16 protein-coding genes are annotated in these 21,783 nt (G+C 60.2%); 11 read left to right on the forward strand and 5 right to left on the reverse strand.

The features are described 5' to 3' along the window. Positions 1-33 precede the first annotated feature (33 nt). Positions 34-900 carry a D-hexose-6-phosphate mutarotase gene (locus tag ONZ54_RS03885; RefSeq protein ID WP_059113053.1) on the reverse strand — a complete coding sequence of 289 codons (867 nt, stop codon included), beginning with the start codon at positions 898-900 and terminating at the stop codon, positions 34-36. Positions 901-1,016: 116 nt separating this feature from the next. Next, complete coding sequence (gene gap, locus ONZ54_RS03890; protein WP_005313250.1) at positions 1,017-2,012, reverse strand: type I glyceraldehyde-3-phosphate dehydrogenase; 996 nt, start codon at positions 2,010-2,012, stop codon at positions 1,017-1,019. Between the two features lie 345 nt (positions 2,013-2,357). Between gap and malQ the strand changes: the two genes are divergently transcribed. From malQ to msrB, 4 genes are all read left to right on the forward strand, one after another. Next, positions 2,358-4,547, forward strand: a complete 2,190-nt coding sequence (malQ, locus tag ONZ54_RS03895) for a 4-alpha-glucanotransferase (RefSeq protein WP_271787498.1) — start codon at positions 2,358-2,360, stop codon at positions 4,545-4,547. A gap of 82 nt (positions 4,548-4,629) precedes the next feature. Beyond that, complete coding sequence (gene glgB / locus ONZ54_RS03900) at positions 4,630-6,807, forward strand: 1,4-alpha-glucan branching protein GlgB (protein ID WP_271787499.1); 2,178 nt, start codon at positions 4,630-4,632, stop codon at positions 6,805-6,807. After that, positions 6,807-8,948 (forward strand): glycogen debranching protein GlgX, encoded by a 2,142-nt coding sequence (gene glgX, locus ONZ54_RS03905; RefSeq protein ID WP_125608205.1) that lies wholly within the window; start codon positions 6,807-6,809, stop codon positions 8,946-8,948. Before glgB ends, glgX begins: the two co-directional genes overlap by 1 nt. A gap of 56 nt (positions 8,949-9,004) precedes the next feature. Further along, entirely contained in the window at positions 9,005-9,391 is a 387-nt protein-coding gene (gene msrB, locus ONZ54_RS03910; RefSeq protein WP_059113056.1) for a peptide-methionine (R)-S-oxide reductase MsrB, read from the forward strand. Between the two features lie 173 nt (positions 9,392-9,564). Here the strand turns inward: msrB and ONZ54_RS03915 are convergent, their stop codons facing one another. After that, a complete protein-coding gene (locus ONZ54_RS03915; protein WP_271787500.1) occupies positions 9,565-10,815 on the reverse strand; it encodes a methyl-accepting chemotaxis protein in 1,251 nt (416 codons plus the stop codon). Between the two features lie 100 nt (positions 10,816-10,915). Between ONZ54_RS03915 and ONZ54_RS03920 the strand changes: the two genes are divergently transcribed. The 5 genes from ONZ54_RS03920 (at position 10,916) to hemE (ending at position 18,106) form a co-directional block, all read left to right on the forward strand. Next, positions 10,916-11,668 carry a potassium channel family protein gene (locus tag ONZ54_RS03920; protein WP_021139416.1) on the forward strand — a complete coding sequence of 251 codons (753 nt, stop codon included), beginning with the start codon at positions 10,916-10,918 and terminating at the stop codon, positions 11,666-11,668. A gap of 152 nt (positions 11,669-11,820) precedes the next feature. Beyond that, positions 11,821-12,426, forward strand: coding sequence for a TIGR04211 family SH3 domain-containing protein (locus ONZ54_RS03925; RefSeq protein ID WP_017411655.1), 606 nt, complete (start codon positions 11,821-11,823; stop codon positions 12,424-12,426). Positions 12,427-12,737: 311 nt separating this feature from the next. Next, the gene (gene putA / locus ONZ54_RS03930; protein ID WP_271787501.1) at positions 12,738-15,902 is read left to right on the forward strand and encodes a bifunctional proline dehydrogenase/L-glutamate gamma-semialdehyde dehydrogenase PutA; all 3,165 of its coding nucleotides are present in this window, start codon (positions 12,738-12,740) and stop codon (positions 15,900-15,902) included. A 193-nt stretch (positions 15,903-16,095) separates the two neighbouring features. Then, on the forward strand, positions 16,096-16,875 hold the full coding sequence (gene nudC, locus ONZ54_RS03935; protein ID WP_271787502.1) for an NAD(+) diphosphatase: 780 nt from the start codon (positions 16,096-16,098) through the stop codon (positions 16,873-16,875). Positions 16,876-17,038: 163 nt separating this feature from the next. Next, positions 17,039-18,106 (forward strand): uroporphyrinogen decarboxylase, encoded by a 1,068-nt coding sequence (gene hemE, locus ONZ54_RS03940; protein WP_005313219.1) that lies wholly within the window; start codon positions 17,039-17,041, stop codon positions 18,104-18,106. A gap of 88 nt (positions 18,107-18,194) precedes the next feature. Here the strand turns inward: hemE and ppa are convergent, their stop codons facing one another. Then, a complete protein-coding gene (gene ppa, locus ONZ54_RS03945; protein ID WP_005313216.1) occupies positions 18,195-18,725 on the reverse strand; it encodes an inorganic diphosphatase in 531 nt (176 codons plus the stop codon). 234 nt (positions 18,726-18,959) lie between these two features. Here ppa and mpl point away from each other — a divergent pair, with 234 nt between their 5' ends. Together mpl and ONZ54_RS03955 are read left to right on the forward strand one after the other, a co-directional pair. Continuing rightward, positions 18,960-20,330 carry a UDP-N-acetylmuramate:L-alanyl-gamma-D-glutamyl-meso-diaminopimelate ligase gene (gene mpl / locus ONZ54_RS03950; protein WP_271787503.1) on the forward strand — a complete coding sequence of 457 codons (1,371 nt, stop codon included), beginning with the start codon at positions 18,960-18,962 and terminating at the stop codon, positions 20,328-20,330. A gap of 58 nt (positions 20,331-20,388) precedes the next feature. Then, entirely contained in the window at positions 20,389-21,000 is a 612-nt protein-coding gene (locus tag ONZ54_RS03955) for a flavin prenyltransferase UbiX (protein WP_021139410.1), read from the forward strand. Between the two features lie 82 nt (positions 21,001-21,082). On the opposite strand, the gene ONZ54_RS03960 is transcribed toward ONZ54_RS03955, so the two are convergent. Continuing rightward, complete coding sequence (locus tag ONZ54_RS03960) at positions 21,083-21,697, reverse strand: TetR/AcrR family transcriptional regulator (protein ID WP_011898368.1); 615 nt, start codon at positions 21,695-21,697, stop codon at positions 21,083-21,085. Positions 21,698-21,783 lie beyond the last annotated feature (86 nt).

Below are 21,783 nucleotides of genomic sequence, written 5' to 3' on the forward strand. Positions count from 1 at the left end.
CCTCTTTCGTTATGGGGTTCGCGAAGACGAAGATCAGATGATCACGGTAGAGAGGCTGTGCTCCTCATCCGGTGCGATAACGACGCCAGCCTCGGCCGTGATGGCCGCTTCGACGCAGAGCATGGTGCGGTAACCATCGTTGCTCATGTCCGCCATGGCTGTGGCCCCTTCCAGCCAGGGGGTCCAGACCACGACGCTGTCGTTGTTACCGCTCACTACTTTAGTGGTGCGATCGCCGTCCTTGACCATCACCATGGCCTCGGCTTGGTGGTAGACCCGATCAATGGCAGCTGTGAGCGTCAGAGCGCCCTGCTGCTGCCCATCCTGACCGGTCAGCTTGTCGGCATAAGGCTCACCCAGCCCGGTCACGCTGACAGCCTCTGGGGCGCTTATCTGCAGATAGGTGTGCAAGGCGGCATTATAGGCGACGGGGGCTTTACCCGTATTGCGGGTAGTCAGCACCAGCGAGAGTTCCTTGCCTATCAGCACGTCCAGTTCCAGCTCGAAAGGGTGCGGCCAGAGGGCACGGGTTGACTCATTGTCACGCAGAGAGAGATGTACCAGGGTGCCATCACCGTGATCGGAGACGCCGTCCAGGGTCCAGAGGGTAGTGCGGGCAAAGCCATGGGAAGGTTTGCCACTGCCAACGCGGGCTGGCGCCGGGCCAAACCAGGGCCAGCAGACGGGGATACCGCCGCGGATGGGCTTGCTGCCATCCAGCACTGCCTTGTCGCTGAGCCAGATCGAGGCGGGTTCGCCGTGACGCTGGTAGCGCAATACATGGGCGCCAAACAGGCTGATCTCGGCCTTGGCATCGCCATTGTCGATGGTGAGCAGGGGTTGGCCAGCCGCGTTGTGGCTGAGGGTACAGTGGGCAGTCAGAGAGCGTATCGGTTGCATGAGGACTCCTGTGCTCGCGCACATTCATGAAGAGAGGGTCGGAAAATCCAGGGGCCGAAATACAAAAAGGCGGCCAATGGCCGCCTTTTTCAAGCTACTTGATTGCGCATCCCAAATTACTTGGAGATGTGAGCGATCAGGTCCAGAACTTTGCTGGAGTAGCCCATTTCGTTGTCGTACCAGGATACAACTTTAACGAATTTGTCGTTCAGTGCGATACCAGCCTTGGCATCGAACACGGAAGTTTGACGCTCACCCAGGAAGTCAGTGGAGACCACTTGATCTTCGGTGTAGCCCAGCACACCCTTCATGGAGCCTTCAGAGGCTGCTTTCATGGCTGCACAGATTTCGGCGTAGGTAGCGGCTTTCTTCAGGTTGACGGTCAGGTCAACAACGGACACGTCCGGAGTCGGTACGCGGAAGGCCATGCCGGTCAGCTTGCCGTTCAGTTCCGGGATAACAACGCCAACAGCTTTGGCAGCACCGGTAGAGGACGGGATGATGTTCTGAGCCGCACCGCGGCCACCGCGCCAGTCTTTGGCAGACGGACCATCAACGGTCTTCTGGGTAGCAGTGGTAGCGTGGACAGTGGTCATCAGGCCGGATTCGATACCGAAGGTATCGTTCAGAACCTTGGCGATCGGAGCCAGGCAGTTGGTGGTGCAGGAAGCGTTGGAAACGATGTCCTGGCCAGCGTAGGTAGCGTCGTTGACACCCATGACGAACATAGGAGTGGCGTCTTTGGACGGGCCAGTCAGAACGACTTTCTTGGCGCCGGCAGCGATGTGCTTGCGAGCAGTTGCGTCGTCCAAGAACAGACCGGTGGCTTCGGCAACAACGTCAACACCAATGGCATCCCATTTCAGGTTGGCCGGGTCACGCTCAGCGGTAACACGTACGGTTTTGCCGTTAACAACCAGGTTGCCGTCTTTAACTTCAACGGTACCGTTGAAACGACCGTGAGTTGAATCGTACTTCAGCATGTAAGCCATGTAGTCAACGTCGATCAGGTCGTTGATGCCAACCACTTCGATGTCAGCACGCTCAGCGGCCAGACGGAACACGAAACGACCGATGCGGCCAAAACCGTTAATACCTACTTTGATAGTCATATTTGGTTACCTAACTGTTCAGTAGTCAAAGAAAATTCCGTTTGTAAATTTACTAGAACTCCCCTGTGAGTCAACCAACAATCTGTCTGAAATTGCGCTATATCATGAAAAACTGTGAAATTTATTTTCTGTTTATGTAACTGACTACCAGTTTTTGTCGAAATAACTATCTATTGGTCAGCGTCACAGAGATCAACAATAGTGCCTGCTCTGTCACACAACCAGCCCGGCAGATGTGTAAAAATGTGCGCGGTTTAGCATGGCCACAGAGCCACTGTTCAAGTACCACCCATAAAAATTAATCAAAATAGTATAGATAGAATCCACAGCGGGAATTCTCAAACTATGACCACCCTGATTGAACAGCTGGCTGCCGCCAAAGGTATCGCCAGCGAGTATGTTGATGCCTGGGGCCACCCGGCCCAGGTATCCGAAGAGAGCAAGTCTGCCATGCTGGGCGCCATGGGTTACCGCGTCGATGACGAGGCCGCCCTGACCGAGCAGTTGGAAGAGGAGCACCGTCAGCATTGGCTGCGCGCGCTGGATCCCGTCATGGTGGTCCGCAGCGGTGAGCCCATCACCCTTGAAGTCCGTCTGCCCATCGATTTCGTCAATGACGCCCTTACCTGGCAGCTTGCGCTGGAGCAGGGGACTGTGTTGTCCGGCCAAATCACCCCAATTGAGGGTGAGCTGGTTGGCGTGGCTGAATTCGAAGAGATGGAGTGCCAGGCCTACCAGGTCACGCTGGATGTACAGCCAGCGCTTGGCTATCACCAGCTGACCTTGCTGGAGGAGGGCAACGATGAGCCACTTGCCAGCATGCGTCTCATCGTCGCGCCCAAGGCGTGCTACAAGCAGGCTCCGATCGCCGAAGGCCGCAAGGTGTGGGGCCCTAGCGTGCAGCTCTACTGTCTGCGCAGCCGCCACAACTGGGGCATAGGCGATTTCAGCGATCTCGGCCAGTTGGTCGAGAAAGCGGCCGCCTGGGGCGCCCACTTCGTGGGTCTGAATCCCATTCATGCCCTCTATCCGGCCAACCCCGAGAGTGCCAGCCCTTACAGCCCATCTTCCCGTCGCTGGCTCAATGTGGCCTATATCAACGTGGAAGCCGTGCCCGAGTTTCTGGCCAACGATCGCCTCAAGGCCGAAGTGGCCAATCCGGCTTTTCAGCAGCACCTGAACGAGCTGCGTGCCAAGAGCAACGTGGATTACACCGGCGTTATCCAGACCAAGATCGGCATGCTGCGTCAGGTGTTTGATGAAGCCAGCTTCAGTGCCGAGCGTCAGGCTGATTTCGATGCATTCGTGGCGGCCGGTGGTGACAGCCTGCAACAGCAGGCGGCGTTTGATGCCCTGCAGGCCCACTTCTATGCCAAGGGCGAAAATGCCTGGGGCTGGCCGGTATGGCCGGAAGAGTTGCGGGATTACCACAACCCCGAGGTGGCTGCCTGGATGGCCGCGCACAGCCAGGATGTGAACTTCTATCTCTACTTGCAGTTCCTGGCCGACGAGCAGCTGGCGCAAGCCGATGCTCGCGCCAAGGCCGCTGGCATGGTGATGGGGATCTATCGGGATCTGGCGGTCGGCGTCTCCGAAGGCTCCACCGAGATCTGGGCCAACCGGGATCTCTACTGCCCGAAAGCCTCGGTCGGTGCACCGCCTGACATTCTGGGCCCGCTTGGTCAGAACTGGGGCCTGCCCCCCATGAACCCGAACCAGCTGTTTGAAGCGGCCTATCAGCCCATGGTGGATCTGTTCCGCGCCAACATGCGCTCCTGCGGCGCGCTGCGCATCGACCACGTGATGGCCTTGCTGCGCCTGTGGTGGGTGCCGCCCGGAGAGTCTGCCGCCAAGGGGGCCTACATCTATTATCCGGTCAACGATCTGCTGGGTATCCTGGCGCTCGAATCCCACCGCAATCAGTGCCTGCTGATCGGCGAGGATCTGGGGACTGTACCGGAAGGCATAGACGTCACGCTCAAAGAGAACGGAGTTCACTCCTACAAGGTGTTCTTCTTCGAGCGATCCAAGGCCGATGGCGGTTTCATCTCTCCCGCTCACTACACCGAGCAGGCGATGTCGGCCCTGACCACCCACGACATGCCGACCCTGAAGGGCTTCTGGCATTGCGATGATCTGGCGCTGGGTCGCGAGTTGGGATTGTATCCGGATGAAGACGTTCTCAAGACACTGTATGCTGATCGCCACCAGGCCAAGCAGCGGATCCTCGACAGCCTGCATGCCCATGGGGTCATCTCTGACGACATCAGTCATGACGTGAACTGGGTCGGCATGAATACCGAGCTCAACCATGGTCTGCAACTGCATATGTCCCGCGGCAGCTGTGCACTGTTCAGCACCCAGCTGGAAGACTGGCTGGAGATGGACAAGCCGGTCAACGTGCCGGGCACCAGTTACGAATACCCCAACTGGCGTCGCAAGCTGTCCACCGATCTGGAGGATATTTTTGCCAATGAAGCGCTCAAGGCGCTGGCAGGCAAGATGAGCCAGGCCCGTGATGAGGCCAGTCGTTGAGCCACTGCCGACAAAACGTGACTCACTTACATCCGCTTCGGCCCTGGCCGGAGCGGATGCTCAGCTATGAAAGGAAATCTCGATGCTCGTTGAACGTTTGGTTGCTGCCCGCTGTGCCGATCCCTTCTCTCATTTAGGCCTGCAGGCCAATCCGGATGGGCCTGGCCTCAAACTGACCGCCTGGTTGCCGGATGCCCTTGAGGTGCGCGTCAAGGATCTCAAGTCGGGCAAAGTCGTTGCCACCCTGGCACCCACCGATGAATCGGGCCTTTTTGAAACTGTTTTCACCCGCCGTAAAAATCCCTTTCCCTATCAGCTGCTCGCCAGCTACCCCGATGCCAGTACCGAATTTGTCGACCCCTATCAGTTTCAGGATGCGGGTTGGGCCGGTCTGGCAGAACTGACCTCACAGCCGGAAAACATCTACCACACCCTGGGTGCGCAACTGCGCAGCGTGGAGCATCTTGGCGTGCAGGTGGAAGGGGTGCGTTTTGCCGTCTATGCGCCGAGCGCCACCGCCGTGAGCCTGATCGGTGATTTCAACTTCTGGGACGGCCGTCGTCACCCCATGCAGCGCAGCCAGTGCGGTCACTGGGTGTTGTTCGTGCCGGGCCTCAAGGCCGGGGATCGCTACAAGTTTGAACTCAAGGATCCTGCCGGTCATCGTCTGCCTCACAAGAGCGACCCTGTCGGTTTCTACTGTGAACAGTATCCGTCGTTCGCCTCAGTGGTGTATGACCACGATCAATACCAGTGGCAAGATGCAGCCTGGATTGCCAGCCAGCACAATGACAAGCGGGATCAGCCCCTCTCCATCTATGAACTGCATGTCGGCTCCTGGAAGCGTCATCCCAACGGCGACAGCCTGAGCTGGCGCGAGCTGGCGGTGGATCTGGTGGCCTACATCAAGGAGATGGAGTACACCCATATCGAGTTGCTGCCGGTCTCCGAGCATCCGTTCAGCGGTTCCTGGGGCTATCAGCCGGTGGGCATGTTCTCTCCCACCAGCCGTTACGGCAGTGCCGATGACTTCAAATATTTCGTGGATCAGTGCCACCAGGCCGGCATAGGCGTCATTCTGGACTGGGTACCGGCTCACTTCCCGTCCGATGCCCACGGTCTGGCCCGTTTCGACGGCACGCCGCTCTATGAGTACGAAGATCCGCGCCGTGGCTGGCACCCGGACTGGAACTCCTACATTTACGACTTTGGCCGCAATACGGTGCGCCAGTTCCTGGTGGCGAGTGCCCTGTTCTGGCTCGACAAGTTCCACATCGACGGCCTGCGGGTGGATGCGGTCGCCTCCATGCTCTATCTGGATTACTCGCGCAATGCCGGCGAGTGGGTGCCGAACGTCGACGGTGGCAACCACAACTACGAGGCGATAAGCCTCTTGAAGTGGACCAATGAAGAGGTGTACGGCAAGTATCCCCACGCCATGACCATAGCCGAGGAGTCCACCGCCTTTGCCGGCGTGTCTCGTCCCACTTTTCTCGGTGGCCTCGGTTTTGGCTTCAAGTGGAATATGGGCTGGATGCACGACACCCTCACCTACATGCAGAAAGAGCCTATTCACCGCCGCTATCACCACAACGACATGACTTTCTCCATGGTTTATCACTATGACGAGAACTTCATCCTGTCGCTCTCCCACGACGAGGTGGTGCACGGCAAGCACTCCATGCTCTACAAGATGCCCGGCGACGAGTGGCAGCAGTCGGCCAACTTGCGCGCCTACATGGGCTTCATGTATGCCCACCCGGGCAAGAAGCTCAACTTCATGGGCACCGAGATCGCCCAGAGCAACGAGTGGAACCACGATGCCCAGCTGCCCTGGCACCTGCTGCAGTATCCCAAGCACGGCGGTCAGCAGCGCCTGATCCGCGATCTCAACCACCTCTACCGTCATGAAGCTGCCTTGTATCAGGCCGATTATGATCAGACCGGTTTCCGCTGGCTGGATCACAACGACGCCGACAACAGTGTCTTTGCCTGGCTGCGGGCCGACAAGCAGGGGGCCCACCCGATCATGGTGGCCTGCAACTTCACGCCGGTACCGCGCATCGCCTATCGACTCGGGGTGCCTGCCACCGGCAATTACTGCGTGGTGCTTAACACGGATAGCGAGCATTACTGGGGCAGCAACTATGATGTGGGTCTGGTCTTCGTCGCCGAGCCAACCCCCTGGCAGGGACTGGGGCACAGCATAGTGCTGGATCTGCCGCCGCTCGCGACCTTGTTCATCAAACAGGAGTCTTGATGTTTGCAATGGAAAAGGGGCAGGACCACCCGCTGGGGGTCCTGCTCGATGAGACAGGTTGTCACTTCTGCGTCTGGGCCCCCCAATCGGACATGGTAGAGCTCTGCCTGTTCGACGAGCAGGAGCAGGAGCTGGTCCGGCTGGCATTGCCCGGCCGGCGCGGCCAATATCGCTTCGGCTATGTGCGCGGCGTCAAGGCCGGTCAGCGTTACGGTTATCGGGTACATGGTGCGCCCCAGGAAGGGATGCTGTTTGATCCGCAAAAGCTGCTGATCGACCCCTATGCCAGGGCGCTAAGCCGGGCGACCCATTGGGATGACAAACTGTATGAGGGCGACAGCGCCGCCATGGTGGCCAAGTCAGTGGTGGTGGATGACACCTTCGACTGGCAGGGGGTCGGCAAGCCGGGCATAGAGCCTGCGCGTACCGTCATCTACGAAACCCACGTCAAGGGGTTCACCCGCCAGCATCAGGGGGTACCGAGCGAACTGCGCGGCACCTACCTTGGCATCTGCCATCCGGTGATCATCGAGCACTTGAAGTCCCTCGGCGTTACCTCTGTGCAGCTGATGCCGGTGGCGGCCTTCATGTCCGAGCCCAGGCTCGAGCAGCTGGGGCTCACCAACTACTGGGGCTACAACCCCATCGCTTTCTTTGCCCCCGAGCCGCGCTACAGCGCGGGGGAGGCGGTGACTGAGTTCAAGACCATGGTGCGCGAGCTGCACAGGGCCGGGCTCGAAGTGATACTGGACGTGGTCTACAACCACACAGCCGAATCCGGTTTCGATGGCCCCACGTTGTCATTCAAGGGCTTTGACAATGCGGGCTACTATGCCTTCGAAGCGGGGGCTCACGGCCCCGACTACAGTCGCCATGCCAACGTCACCGGCTGCGGCAACAGCGTCAATCTGGATCACCCCAACAGCCTGCGGCTGGTGCTGGATGCCCTGCGTTACTGGGTCACGGAGATGCAGGTGGATGGTTTTCGCTTCGACCTTGCTGTCACCCTGGCGCGGGAGGCGGGGGAGTTCGATCCCATGGGGGCCTTCTTCAAGGCCATGATGGCGGATCCCGTGCTGGCGCGGGTCAAGCTCATCGCCGAGCCCTGGGACATAGGGCCGTTCGGCTATCGCCTCGGCCAGTTCCCGAGCCAGTGGCTGGAGATCAACGACCGTTACCGCGACACTGTGCGCGCCTTCTGGCGCGGCGATGCCGGCAAGATGGGGGATTTTGCCACCCGGCTGGTGGGCTCGCGGGATCTCTTCCCGAAGAACTGGCGCGCTCCCCATACCAGCGTCAACTACCTCTGCTATCACGACGGTTTCACCCTGGAGGATCTGGTTTCCTACAACCAGCGCCACAACCAGGCCAATGGCGAGGACAACCGGGATGGCCACGGCAACAACCTCTCCAGCAACCATGGGGTCGAGGGGCCGACCCTGGATCCCCGTGTCAACAACCTGCGTCAGCAGCAGAAGCGCAACCTGATTGCCACCCTGCTGCTCTCCCAGGGCACGCCGCACTTCCTAGCCGGGGACGAGATGGGCCGCAGCCAGCTGGGCAACAACAACGCCTATTGCCAGGACAACCAGATCAGCTGGGTCAACTGGCAGTGGCGGCCGGAGGATGAGCGGCTGCTCGCCTTCACCCAGCAGATGATGGCCTTGCGGGCGGAGTCCTCCGTTTTCGCCAACCTGCAACTGAGTGATGACAGCTGGAACGGGGCACCCACCAGCTGCCATCAGGTCAACTGGTATCACCCGGACGGCCATCAGCTGACGGATCAGGATTGGCACGCCCCCATGGGACAGGCATTTGCCATGGACATCGGCATGCAGCAGTGCGAAGGGGAGCGCTGGTATGTGCTGTTCAACGCCAGCGACTACGATATCCAGTTCCGTCTGCCGCCACCGGGGGAGGGGCTGGAGTGGATCCAGACCATAGACACTGCCACCAATGACGGCCTGCCCTTCCTGCCCGATGACATCAAGCGGCAGGTGGCGGTTGGCCGAGCCCACTCCCTCAAGTTGCTGGAGCGGGTTTCATTGCCGGCGGTTGCCTTGGCCAAAGAGGAGGTCGCCGTTACACCGGATGTTGCCACCGTGTTGCCAACGGGATCACAGTTCCCGCTGGCGGGGTAGAGCAAAGCGGCCTGACTGGGTATGCTGGGCGCCGTGATTAATGGCAAGGAGTCGGTATGAGCAACAACAATCCCGAGCAGTGGCGCAACAAGCTGAGTTCGGAACAGTTTCGCGTCTGCTGGGAGAAAGGCACCGAGCAGCCCTACAGCGGTGCCTTGCTCCACAACCGCAAGAGTGGTGACTATCTCTGCGTCTGCTGCAAGAGCGTGCTGTTTCACTCGGATGCCAAGTTTGACTCCGGCTGTGGCTGGCCCTCGTTCGATCGAGCCATCGAAGGCACAGTGACCTACACAGAAGACAGCAGCCACGGCATGAAGCGGGTGGAGATCACCTGCAGCCAGTGCGGCTCCCATCTGGGTCACGTCTTCCCCGACGGACCGACCGAGACAGGCCAGCGTTACTGCGTCAACAGCCTGAGTCTGGATTTCGACCCGGACGCCTGACGGGCTCACCCACTGATATGAAAAACGGCGCCTCTGTTAACAGAGGCGCCGTTTTTTTGTGTCCTTACCACCGCCGCATTGCCGGAGGCCTGTCTGGGCCAGACCTGTGGTTATCCGGATCCGGCATTCGGTAGCGGGCACCACGAGCCCACAGGTTGGTTCATGTGATGCCATCAGGCCAGTTTGAAGGCCTGAATATGGGTATCCAGGGTCTGGCTGTGATGTTCCACCAGCTCGGAGGCTTCCTGCAGCTCCCGCAGTACCACCACTGAACCTTCCACGACTTGTTTTACCTGCTCCAGATTGCCGCTCATCTCCTCGGCTACCGAGCTCTGTTGCTCGGAGGCGGCCGCGATCTGGCGATTCATGTCCGCCACACCTTGTACCCGCTGCACTATGGTGGCGAGCTGATCGCCGGCCTGGGTCACCTGCTCCACCCCCTTGTCGGCCTGTTGCACGCTCTGGGCCATCAACTCGGCAGCCTGATGGGCATTGCCCTGCAACTGCTCGATCATCTTCTGGATCTCGACGGTGGCGGCCTGGGCCCGGTTGGCCAGCTCGCGCACCTCGGAGGCGACCACGGCAAAGCCGCGACCCGCTTCGCCGGCACGGGCGGCCTCGATGGCGGCGTTGAGGGCCAACAGGTTGGTCTGCTCCGAAATGCTGCGAATGGTATCCACCACTGAGCCTATCTGCTCGACCCCCTGTTCCACCTGATTGACCACGTTGGAGGAGCGCTGGATGTTGCCGGAGAGGGTATCTATGGTGTTGACGGTCGCCGCCACGCAGCGGCTGCCCTCTTCGGCCAGCAGGCTGGTTTCGGCGGTGGCATGGGAAGCTTGTTCCGCATGGGCGGCCACCTCGCGGATGGCACCCACCATCTGGCTCATGGCGCTGGCCAGTTGTTCTATCTGGGTGAACTCTTCGTTGATGGCCTCGTTGGCCTCTTCCATGCAAAGGGTGACCTGGGAGGCGATGTCATTGAGCTCCTTGCAGGCGACGCGCTGGGTGCCGAACACCTCCTTGAGATTCTCCTGTGAGTGGGCCACGGCCTTGGCGATGTCGCCGAACTCATCACGAGACTTGAGCAGCACCTTGTGGCTCAAATCCTTGCGGGCGAAACGCTCAAGCAGGCCCACCAGATAGTGCACCTGCTTGACCATGAGGCGGGAGCCGGTCAGCAACAACACGACGAAGACGATCCCCATCACGGCGGTTTCCATCACGCCGCTCCAGAGCAGGCGAGCGGCAATGGCATTGGCCTTGTCGGCGTCGATGCCCTCACTCAGCAGTGTGGTTTCCAGATTGCTGGCATCGAACCAGAGCTTGGCCAGCAGCAGCACAGTACTGAACACCATGAGCAGTACCACTTTGGGTACCAGCCGGATATTGCTCATTCGCCTCTCCAGCGGGTTTAACTGCATAATTTTTCTCCTTTTAATGACCGGTTTTCCTTTGCCCTCAGGACTATCGGCATTATCTTCCTTTTTATTAATTCGCACCGTGCCTAAAGTAGGAAAATGTATGCGACATCACTCTTCTGGCCTGAGATCCATGGATCTGCTCATGGCCCTGCTCTCCATCGTCTCAGTGGTACTGGTGGGATTCCGCTGGCTGGGGGCTCGCCACTTCACTCCCGAGACGCTCTCCCTCTTTTATGATCTGGACAGTTTGATCTGCTACGTCTTCCTCGCCCATTTCACCTATGGCTGGTTCCGAGCCAGTGACAAGCGAGCCTTCTTCAAGGCGAACTGGTTCTATCTGCCGGGCAGTCTGCCCATGGTGGAGCAGTTGCGCTGGGCCAGGTTGATCCAGCTCTATCGGGTGATCCAGCTGCTGCGCAGCAACCCTGACCTGCTCGCCATAGTGCGCAGGGGGCGAAACGAGAGCCGTCTGGCCGGGATACTGCTGATCTTTTTCCTGCAAATCGGGGTGGGTACGGCACTCATCTACTGGGTCGAGGGAGACAGACCCGGCAGCCAGATCCACAACGCCTATGACGCCTTTTGGTGGACCCTGGTGACGCTCTCTACCATCGGTTACGGCGACATAGTGCCGCAAACCGAGGAGGGGCGTTTCGTCGCCAGCCTGATGATCATCTTCGGGGTCGGTCTGTTCAGCGCCCTGAGCGGCTTCATGGCCAGCCTGTTCCTGCAACACGGGCGGGGTGACAACGAACTGGAAAAGTGGCGCCATCAACAGAGTGCGCAGCAGGATCTGCTGCTTCAGGAGCTGCGTGCCCTGCGCGAAGAGGTGAAGGCACTGAAACAGAAATAGCCTGCGACGTCCGGAATGGTCGCGTGAGTGAGGGGCAAGTTGCGAGTCAGCTCTCAGCTCGGGGGGAAGCGCTTTTCTTTGCTTGTCCTTTGACCCGCTGGCGGCTTAACATTCGGCCTGTCACCTAACCAAAAGAAGAGAACCGATCGACCATGCGCGCCCTTCTCGGGATCCTTATCTGCTTGTGTGCCCAACAGGCACTGGCCGACACCCGTTATGTCTCAGACAACATCTTTACCTTCATCCACAATGGTCCAGGTACCCAGTTCCGGATCCTCGGCAGCGTCAAGGCGGGTGAACCGCTGGAAGTAAAGGCGGTGAACAACGAAGCCGGTTTCACCCAGGTGGTGGACGGTCGTGGCCGTGAAGGCTGGATCAAGAACGCCGAGCTGCAGGGCGAGATCAGCCTGCGCGAGCGTCTGCCCCAGGTCCAGCAAGAGCTGGAAGATCTCAAGGCTCGCCTGCAGAACCTCAACGGTGACAATGAAAAACGCTTCACCGAGAAGGATGGCAAGATCGCCGAGCAGAGCAAGGAGATCGACAGCCTGAAGGCCCAGCTTGCCAGCCAGAGCGAGGAGATGGGTAACCTCAAGGAGCAGAACGAGGCCCTGACCCGCAGCTATGACAACCAGGAGCACGACATGCAGATGGACTGGTTCATCCGCGGTGGTGCCATGGTGGGCGGCGGTATCCTGCTTGGTATCCTGCTCCCCATGCTGCCCCGTCGTCGCAGCCGCGGCGAGCGCTGGATGAACTGAGCGGCATCTTGCCATCAGCATGGTGAATACAGGACAAACGGACCGTTTCTGTCGGTCGGATGAAGAGGGGTCGCAATAGCGGCCCCTCTTTTTTGCCTCGCATAAAATTGTATACAAAATAAGGCGATAAACTTGTCTGTCTCGCCGTCTCCTGGTCTGAATACAGGCTAAATTTGCCAGTCAGCGATTTTTTGTTAATAGCAGGCAACAATTTCATTTCATCTATGGGTGGAGATTGTATACATTATCGGCGTTTCGGCGGCACGACCGCCTTCGTCAATATAGCCTGCGGGCGTACAGGAAGACCCCCTATGTTCAAAGCTACTCAAGTGCTTGCTGCTGACTACATTCCCTCCGATCTGGCCGCTTTGCGCGAAGCCATCACCCAGAATTACGTGGTGGATGAAAACGCCTATCTGGCGGAGCTTTCCGCCATGTTGCCGGGGGATGGGGCCTCGCTGGAGCAGGTAACCCAGCGCGCCCGCGCCCTGGTCACCAAGGTGCGCAAGGAGAGTGGCTCGGGAGATGGCATCGATGCCTTCTTGCAGGAGTACAGCCTGGATACCCAGGAGGGGATCATACTGATGTGCCTGGCAGAGGCCCTGCTGCGCATCCCCGATGCAGAGACCGCCGACGCCCTCATCAAGGACAAGCTCTCCGGCGCCAACTGGTCCTCCCATTTTCGCAAGAGCGACTCCACCCTGGTCAATGCCTCCACCTGGGGCCTGATGCTGACCGGCAAGATCATCAAGCTGGACAAGAAGCTGGACGGCAATCCGGCCAACATGCTGGGGCGCATGGTCAACAAGCTCGGCGAGCCGGTGGTGCGCTCCGCCATGTATGCCGCCATGAAGATAATGGGCAAGCAGTTCGTGCTGGGGCGCGACATGAAAGAGGCCCTCAAGGCGAGCCGCAAGTCCCGGGAGAAGGGTTACACCCACACCTATGACATGTTGGGGGAGTCCGCCCTGACCCTGGCTGATGCGGACAAGTATTTCGGCGACTACCAGCGCGCCATCGAGGCGGTCGGCAATGAGCGCATCAGCGACGGCGGCCCGGCGCCGTCCATTTCCATCAAGCTGTCGGCCCTGCATCCGCGCTATGACGTGGCGAACCGCGAGCGGGTGCTCGGCGAAATGAGCGAGCGGCTGGTGGGTCTGGTGCGCCTGGCCCGCGACAAGGACGTGGCCATCAGCATCGATGCCGAGGAGATGGACCGCCTCGAGCTGTCACTGGATCTCTTCGAGCAGCTCTACCGCTCTGACGCCAATCGTGGCTGGGGCAAGCTCGGCATGGTAGTGCAGGCTTATTCCAAGCGCGCTCTGCCGGTGCTCTGCTGGCTGACGGCGCTGGCCCGGGAGCAGGGGGACCTGATCCCGGTGCGGCTGGTGAAGGGGGCCTACTGGGACAGCGAGCTGAAATATGCCCAGCAGGCTGGCCTGCCCGGCTACCCGCTCTTTACCCGCAAGGCGGGTACCGACATCTCCTATCTGGCCTGCGCCCGCTATCTACTGAGCGAGCCGACCCGTGGTTTCATCTCTCCCCAGTTTGCGACCCACAACGCCAATACCGTGGTCTGCATTCTGGAAATGGCCGGTGATCGCCAGTTTGAGTTCCAGCGCCTGCACGGCATGGGGGAGGAGTTGCACAATGCCGTGCTGAACGACCATCCCGGCCTGCACTGCCGCATCTATGCCCCGGTCGGTGCCCACAAGGATCTGCTGCCCTATCTGGTACGTCGCCTGCTGGAAAACGGGGCCAACACCTCCTTCGTTCACAAGCTGGTGGACCCGAACACCCCGGTGGATTCACTGGCCGAACACCCGCTGCGCACCCTCAAGCGCTACACCAGTCTGGCCAACGATCGCATTCCACAGCCGGTGAATCTGTTCAGCGACCGCAAGAACTCCAGCGGCGTCAACATGAATATCGTCTCCATCCAGCGTCCCTTCTTCGCCCGTTTGAAAGAGCTGGAGAGCAAGCAGTGGCTGGCGGGCCCCATCGTTGATGGCGAAACCCTCAAGCGCAGCGAAGCCCGCACAGTGCTGAGTCCGCAGGATGTGAGCCAGCTGGTGGGCAAGATCCACTGGGCCGACGCACAGGCGGTAGAGCAGGCGCTGGTCTCGGCTCATGCCGCCTTCCCGCGCTGGCGCGAGACGCCGGTAAGCGTGCGTGCCGCTGCGCTGGAGAAGCTGGCAGATCTGCTGGAAGCCAACCGCGAGCAGTTCATCTCGCTCTGTACTCGCGAGGCGGGCAAGCTGCTGCAGGATGGGATCGACGAGGTACGCGAGGCGGTGGACTTCTGCCGTTACTACGCGCTGCAGGCCCGTGGTTTGATGGGACAGGCGACCCTGCTGCCCGGCTACACCGGCGAGCAGAACGAGCTGTTCCTGCAGGGCCGGGGGGTCTTCGTCTGCATCAGCCCGTGGAACTTCCCGCTGGCCATTTTCCTTGGGCAAGTCGCGGCGGCACTGGCCACCGGCAATACTGTCATCGCCAAACCGGCGGAGCAGACCGGCCTCATCGCCCATCTGGCGGTGACCCTGGCTCATCAGGCGGGCATCCCGGGTGATGTGCTGCAACTGCTGCCGGGCGATGGCGCCACAGTGGGGGCCAAGCTAACGGCGGATGCCCGCATTGGCGGCGTCTGTTTCACCGGCTCCACCGAGACCGCCAAGCTCATCAACCTGACACTGGCCCAGCGTGATGGCGCCATACTGCCGCTCATCGCCGAGACAGGCGGCCAGAACGCCATGATAGTCGACTCCACCGCTCTGCCGGAGCAGGTGGTGCGCGACGTGGTGAGCGCCGCCTTCCAGAGTGCCGGTCAGCGTTGCTCAGCCTTGCGGGTACTCTACCTGCAGGAGGAGATAGCGCCGCGGGTGCTGGAGATCCTGACCGGCGCCCTGCAGGAGCTGAAAGTGGGCAATCCGGCCGAGCACAACACGGACGTGGGGCCCGTCATCGACGCCGAGGCCAAGGCCGGGCTGGATGCGCACCTGGCGCACATGATCCCGCGCTCACGTCTGATCGCTCAAGCCCCCATGCCATCCGCGACGCTGGCGGGTCACTTCGTGCAGCCGACGGCGCTGGAGATTGGCTCCATCCGTGAGCTGGTGAAGGAGCAGTTCGGTCCCATCCTCCATGTGGTGCGCTACGCTGCCCGTGAGCTGGACAAGGTGATTGCGGATATCAACGGCACCGGCTACGGCCTGACGCTGGGGATCCACAGCCGCAACGAATCCCACGCCGAGGAGCTGGCCAGCCGCATCAACGTGGGCAACGTCTACATCAACCGCAACCAGATCGGCGCCATGGTCGGGGTACAGCCATTTGGTGGTCAGGGCCTCTCCGGCACAGGCCCCAAGGCGGGCGGTCCCCACTACCTCGGCCGCTTCGTCACCGAGAAGACCCGTACCATCAACACCACTGCGGTGGGCGGCAATGCCTCCCTGCTGGCGATGGGCGATGCCTGATTGACGTTTTGAAGTCTTTGCATCAAGGCTGCCTGCGGGCAGCCTTTTTCTTGGCCGTGGAGTGGGGTGGATCCGCCATCTTGGGGTCGCCAAGGTGTCTGCCCGGCCGTAATATGGTCGCCACTTGTCCGTGCCTTGCACACTGTTCTCGACAAGGGATTTCAACCTGATTTGCAACGAGAGTCTGCATCTGATGCCATTAACCGAACAGGCCCGCTGGTTCGTACTGGGGGGCGATCACCTCGTCCTGCTGGATGAACAGGGCCATATTCCGCAAGGCCCCCGAGCCTGTTTGCCTGCCCATTTTAACCCGGCGTCATTCGAGCGTTTCGATGAGTGGGATGGCCTGCCCTGCTATTTGCTGGACCTGGGGGCAGATGCCGATGCCAGCCATTTCACCCCGTTGCGCCAGCTGATGGTAGCGGGGGATGAAGAGGGATTTCGTCTCGCGGGTCGCGCCTGGCAGCTGGCGACCTTTCGGCGCAGCCACCGCTTCTGCGGCGAGTGCGGTGCCCCCATGGCCCCCAAGGCGGGTGAGTGGGCCCAGGTGTGCCAGCTTGGCCACACCGTCTATCCGCGCATCTCCCCCTGCATCATAGTGGCGGTGCGCAAGGGTCCCGAGATACTGCTGGCGGCCCATCGCCGTCACTATCAGGTGGAGGACCCCATGTATACGGTGCTGGCAGGCTTCGTGGAAGCGGGGGAGAACCTGGAGCAGTGCGTGGCGCGGGAGGTGTTCGAGGAGAGCGGCATCCGGGTGCGCAACGTGCGCTATGTGGCCAGCCAGCCCTGGCCCTTCCCCCACAGCCTGATGATGGGGTTTACCGCCGACTACGATAGCGGCGAGATCCGGGTACAGGACGATGAACTGGTGGCAGCTGATTTCTTCACCGCCGACCGGCTGCCACGGTTGCCGCCCCATGGCACCATAGCGCGACGTTTGATTGAGCAGAGCCTGGCCGAAGAGGGTTGAGGTCGGTCTGACCTTGTCATCAGGGTAAAAACGGGGCGCTTGTTTGCGCCCCTTCACATCTTTGCGCTTGCAGCGGCCTGGCCGCATCTTTGGGCCGTCCCCCGCCGCGTACAAAGTGGTATCATATCCGCCATTTTATGCATGACATGACTCAGGAACTGGGATGAAAGAGCTGAAGAACGATCGATACCTGCGTGCCCTGCTGCGCCAGGACGTGGACATGACACCAGTATGGATGATGCGCCAGGCTGGCCGTTATCTGCCGGAATACAAGGCGACCCGCGCCGTCGCGGGGGACTTCATGTCCCTGTGCCGCAACGCCGAGCTGGCTTGTGAAGTCACCTTGCAGCCCCTGCGCCGTTATCCGCTCGATGCCGCCATCCTCTTCTCCGACATCCTGACCGTGCCCGACGCCATGGGGCTGGGTCTCTATTTCGAACAGGGTGAAGGCCCGCGCTTCGAGCGACCCATCAAATCCATGGCTGACGTGCAGGCGCTGCCCATTCCGGATCCGGAAGACGAGCTCGGCTACGTGATGAATGCGGTGCGCACCATACGCCGCGAGCTCAAGGGTGAAGTGCCGCTCATCGGCTTCTCCGGCAGTCCCTGGACCCTGGCCACCTACATGGTGGAGGGGGGCAGCTCCAAGGCCTTCACCAAGATCAAGCAGATGATGTATGCAGAGCCGCAGACACTGCACCTGCTGCTGGACAAGCTGGCCGACAGCGTGATCGGGTATCTCAATGCCCAGATCAAGGCCGGTGCCCAGTCCGTCATGGTGTTCGACACCTGGGGCGGCGTGCTGACCCCGCGGGATTACCGCGACTTCTCCCTGCAATACATGCACAAGATCGTCGATGGTCTGATCCGCGAAAACGAAGGTCGCCGCGTACCGGTCACTCTGTTCACCAAGAACGGCGGCCAGTGGCTGGAGCAGATCGCTGCCACCGGTTGCGATGCCCTGGGGCTGGACTGGACCATAGACATAGCGGACGCCAAGCGCCGGGTCGGTGACAAGGTGGCGCTGCAGGGCAACATGGATCCTTCCATGCTCTATGCGGCACCAGCGCGTATCCGCGAAGAGGTCGCCACCATACTGGCGGGCTTTGGCAGCGGCAACGGCCACGTCTTCAACCTGGGTCACGGTATCCATCAGGATGTGGACCCGGAGCACGCCGGGGTGTTTGTGAATGCGGTGCACGAGCTGTCTGCTCAGTACCACGGCCGTTGAGGCGGGCAAAAGCCCTAAAAAATTAAGGCGCCAATGGCGCCTTAATTTTTGGTATTGGCCCACGGGGGCCTTTTAACAAGAGAGACGCTTACTTGGCAGCGTAACGCTCGGCAGAGGTAACGATCTCGGCTTCGGCAGCGGCCTTGTCGCCCCAACCTTCAACCTTGACCCACTTGCCTGCTTCCAGCTCTTTGTAACGCTCGAAGAAGTGCTGGATCTGGGCTTTCAGCAGCTCGGGCAGATCGTTCACATCCTTGATGTGGTCGTACTGCTTGGTCAGCTTGGAGTGCGGAACGGCCACGATCTTGGCATCTTCGCCAGATTCGTCGGTCATCTTCAGCACGCCAACCGGACGGCAACGAATGACGGAGCCAGCCAGCAGCGGGTAAGGAGTCGGCACCAGCACGTCGACGGGGTCCCCATCCAGAGACAGGGTGGCGTTCACGTAACCGTAGTTGCACGGGTAGAACATAGGGGTAGACATGAAGCGATCAACAAAGATGGCACCGCTGTCCTTGTCGACTTCGTATTTGATCGGATCGGCATTCTGCGGGATTTCGATGATGACATAGATGTCGTCGGGCAGGCTCTTGCCAGCCGGTACCAGGTTCAGGCTCATGACGTTTCCTTCAGTGTTGGAGTCAAGTTTGCAGGCCGATATTATAGCGATGTCGCGTCAAATGACCATATTTCGAGGGCACTGTGAAAGAGTTGGCTGATGTCGCGCAGCCTGGGTCTGCCAAATTGCTGCCACCTTCTCCGGGGTCGGTGATTTCTCGTCGCGACCGCGGCTTGTGCCGCAACCTCAACAACCCCTAGAATGCGCACTCCCTTTACTGGAAAAGGCAGCGGTATGCATATTCACATTCTCGGGATCTGCGGCACCTTCATGGGTGGCCTGGCGGTGTTGGCAAAACAGCTTGGCTATCGGGTGACCGGCTCGGATGCCAACGTCTATCCCCCCATGAGTACCCAGCTCGAGCAACAGGGCATAGAGTTGACCGAGGGTTATGATCCCTCCCAGCTCGATCCGGCACCGGATCTGGTGGTGATCGGCAACGCCATGAGCCGTGGCAATCCCTGTGTGGAGTATGTGCTGGATCGCAATCTGCCCTATATCTCAGGTCCTCAGTGGCTGCTGGAGCATGTGTTGCAGGATCGCTGGGTGCTGGCAGTAGCGGGCACCCATGGCAAGACCACCACCGCCAGCATGCTGGCCTGGGTGCTGGAGTACGCCAAGCTGGAGCCGGGTTTCCTTATCGGTGGCGTGCCGGGCAACTTCCCGGTATCAGCCCGCCTGGGCTCTGCGCCTTTCTTCGTCATCGAAGCGGACGAGTATGACTGCGCCTTCTTCGACAAGCGCTCCAAGTTTGTTCACTATCATCCGCGCACCCTGGTGATGAACAATCTGGAGTTCGATCACGCGGACATATTCCCGGATCTGGCCGCCATCCAGCGCCAGTTCCACCACCTGATGCGCACAGTACCGAGCAATGGCCGGGTGCTGTTCCCGCAGGCCGATGACAACCTCACTGCGGTGCGCAAGATGGGCTGCTGGAGCGAAGTCGAGCTGGTGGGTCAGGACGACGCCAAGTGGAAGGCGGTCAAGCTGACCGACGACGGCTCCGCCTTCGAGGTGTGGCTGGATGGGAGCAAGCAGGGCGAGGTGCACTGGGAGTGTATCGGCGAGCACAACGTCAACAACGGTCTGATGGCCATCGCCGCTGCCCGTCATGCCGGTGTCATGGTGGAGCACGGCATAGCTGCCCTGTGCCAGTTCAAGTCCCCCAAGCGGCGGATGGAGCTCAAGGGCGAGGTGGCGGGCATCAGCGTCTATGACGATTTTGCCCACCACCCCACCGCCATCGAGACCACCCTCGGCGGTCTGCGCGCCAAGGTGGGCAAGGCCCGCATTCTGGCGGTGCTGGAGCCCCGCTCCAACACCATGAAGCTGGGAGTCCACAAGGAGGAGCTGGCAGCCTGTTTCGACAGTGCCGACGAAGTGTTCTTCTTCCAGCCACCCAACATAGGTTGGGATCTCGGGGAGGTGACCGCTCACATGAGCCGTCCGGCCAAGGTGTTCAACGAGCTGGAGACCCTGATCAACCGCCTGGTGGCCGAGTGCCGCGACGGCGACCATATTCTGATCATGAGCAACGGCGGTTTCGGCGGCATTCATGACAAGCTGATCGCCCGTCTCAAGGATTACCACGGCGAACTATGACGTCGTTGCTGACCCCTTGCGGTTGTTTGTTCCCATGCCAGAAGAGCCAAGGACCATCATGCTGAAACAAGTCACCCTGGCGCTGACCGGCGCCTCCGGCGCCCCTTATGCCCTGCGCCTGCTCCAGTGTCTGGTGCAGGCGGACTATCGGGTTTATCTGCTGGCCTCATCGGCGGCCAGAGTCGTGCTCAAGACAGAGCAGCAGCAGGATTGGCCCGGCTCCCCCAGGGAGCTCTCCGCCTACCTCTGTCGCCAGTACGGTGCCAAAGAGGGTCAGATAGTGGCTTGCGGCAAGGAGGAGTGGTTCTCGCCGGTGGCCTCGGGGTCGGCGGCGCCGAAACAGATGGTGGTCTGTCCCTGTTCCATGGGTACAGTATCGGCCATTGCCAACGGTGCCTCCGACAACCTGCTGGAGCGGGCGGCGGATGTGGTGATCAAGGAGCGCGGCCAGCTGATCCTGGTGCCCCGCGAGAGCCCCTTCTCCGCCATCCATCTGGAGAACATGCTCAAACTGGCGCGGCTCGGGGTGACCATAATGCCGGCCGCCCCCGGTTTTTATCATGAGCCCAAAAGCATCGAGGATCTGGTGGACTTCATGGTGGCGCGGATCCTGGATCACCTCGGGATCGAGCATGGCCTGACAGAGCGTTGGGGTTACGCCAAATCTTGAGGCGAGATGTGAACAAATAGCAGACAAACAAAAGCGGCGCCGACCTGAACAGTCCGGCGCCGCTTTTTATTCACGAGGCGGGTTATGCAGCCTGGATTGGGGCCGTCACGTACTTGAACAGAAAATCGGTCACATCTTCCCGTGAGGGGCGTTGTGGCTGATTGATCATCTGCATCATGACGTAACCAAAGCCGGTCAGGGAGCGAGCCAGGTCCTGGGCGGACAGCACACTCTGGATCTCACCGGCATCCATGGCTTGTTGCAAGTGGGGCGCTATGCGTTCCAGCGCCTTGTCCAGCAACTTGGCGTAACGGGGCCAGACCTCTTCCCGCACCGATGAGCTCCACTCCAGCCAGATACTGGCGTGGTCGGGCTGATCGTAAGCGGCGTCAACAAACAGCTTCACGTGACGGTGAATGCTCTCTTTGACCGGGCCCTGGCCGGTATAGGCCTGTTCCAGCATCTGGTGAACGAAACGTTCGATCTCGGCCAACACCTCATCCACCAGCTCTTCGCGGGTGTTGAAATAGTTGAACACGGTAGCTACCGAGACTTTGGCCTGTTCTGCAATTTCGGCGTGACCCGCACGGCCAATGCCGCGACGGGAAAACACTTCGATGGCACATTCCATCAATTGATTGCGCCGAGCTTCCGGAGAAAGCCGGGTTCGACGTCTAATTTCTGCGCGTGGTTCCATAGTTTTTTCATCTAATAGTTATTGATTATGGTGTTTATAGTATTGTCACCGATAATGCCCGAGGGCCTGCTAACTCTATCAATTAA

This window comes from Aeromonas salmonicida (genome assembly GCF_028355655.1).
Taxonomy (GTDB): Bacteria; Pseudomonadota; Gammaproteobacteria; order Enterobacterales; family Aeromonadaceae; genus Aeromonas; species Aeromonas salmonicida.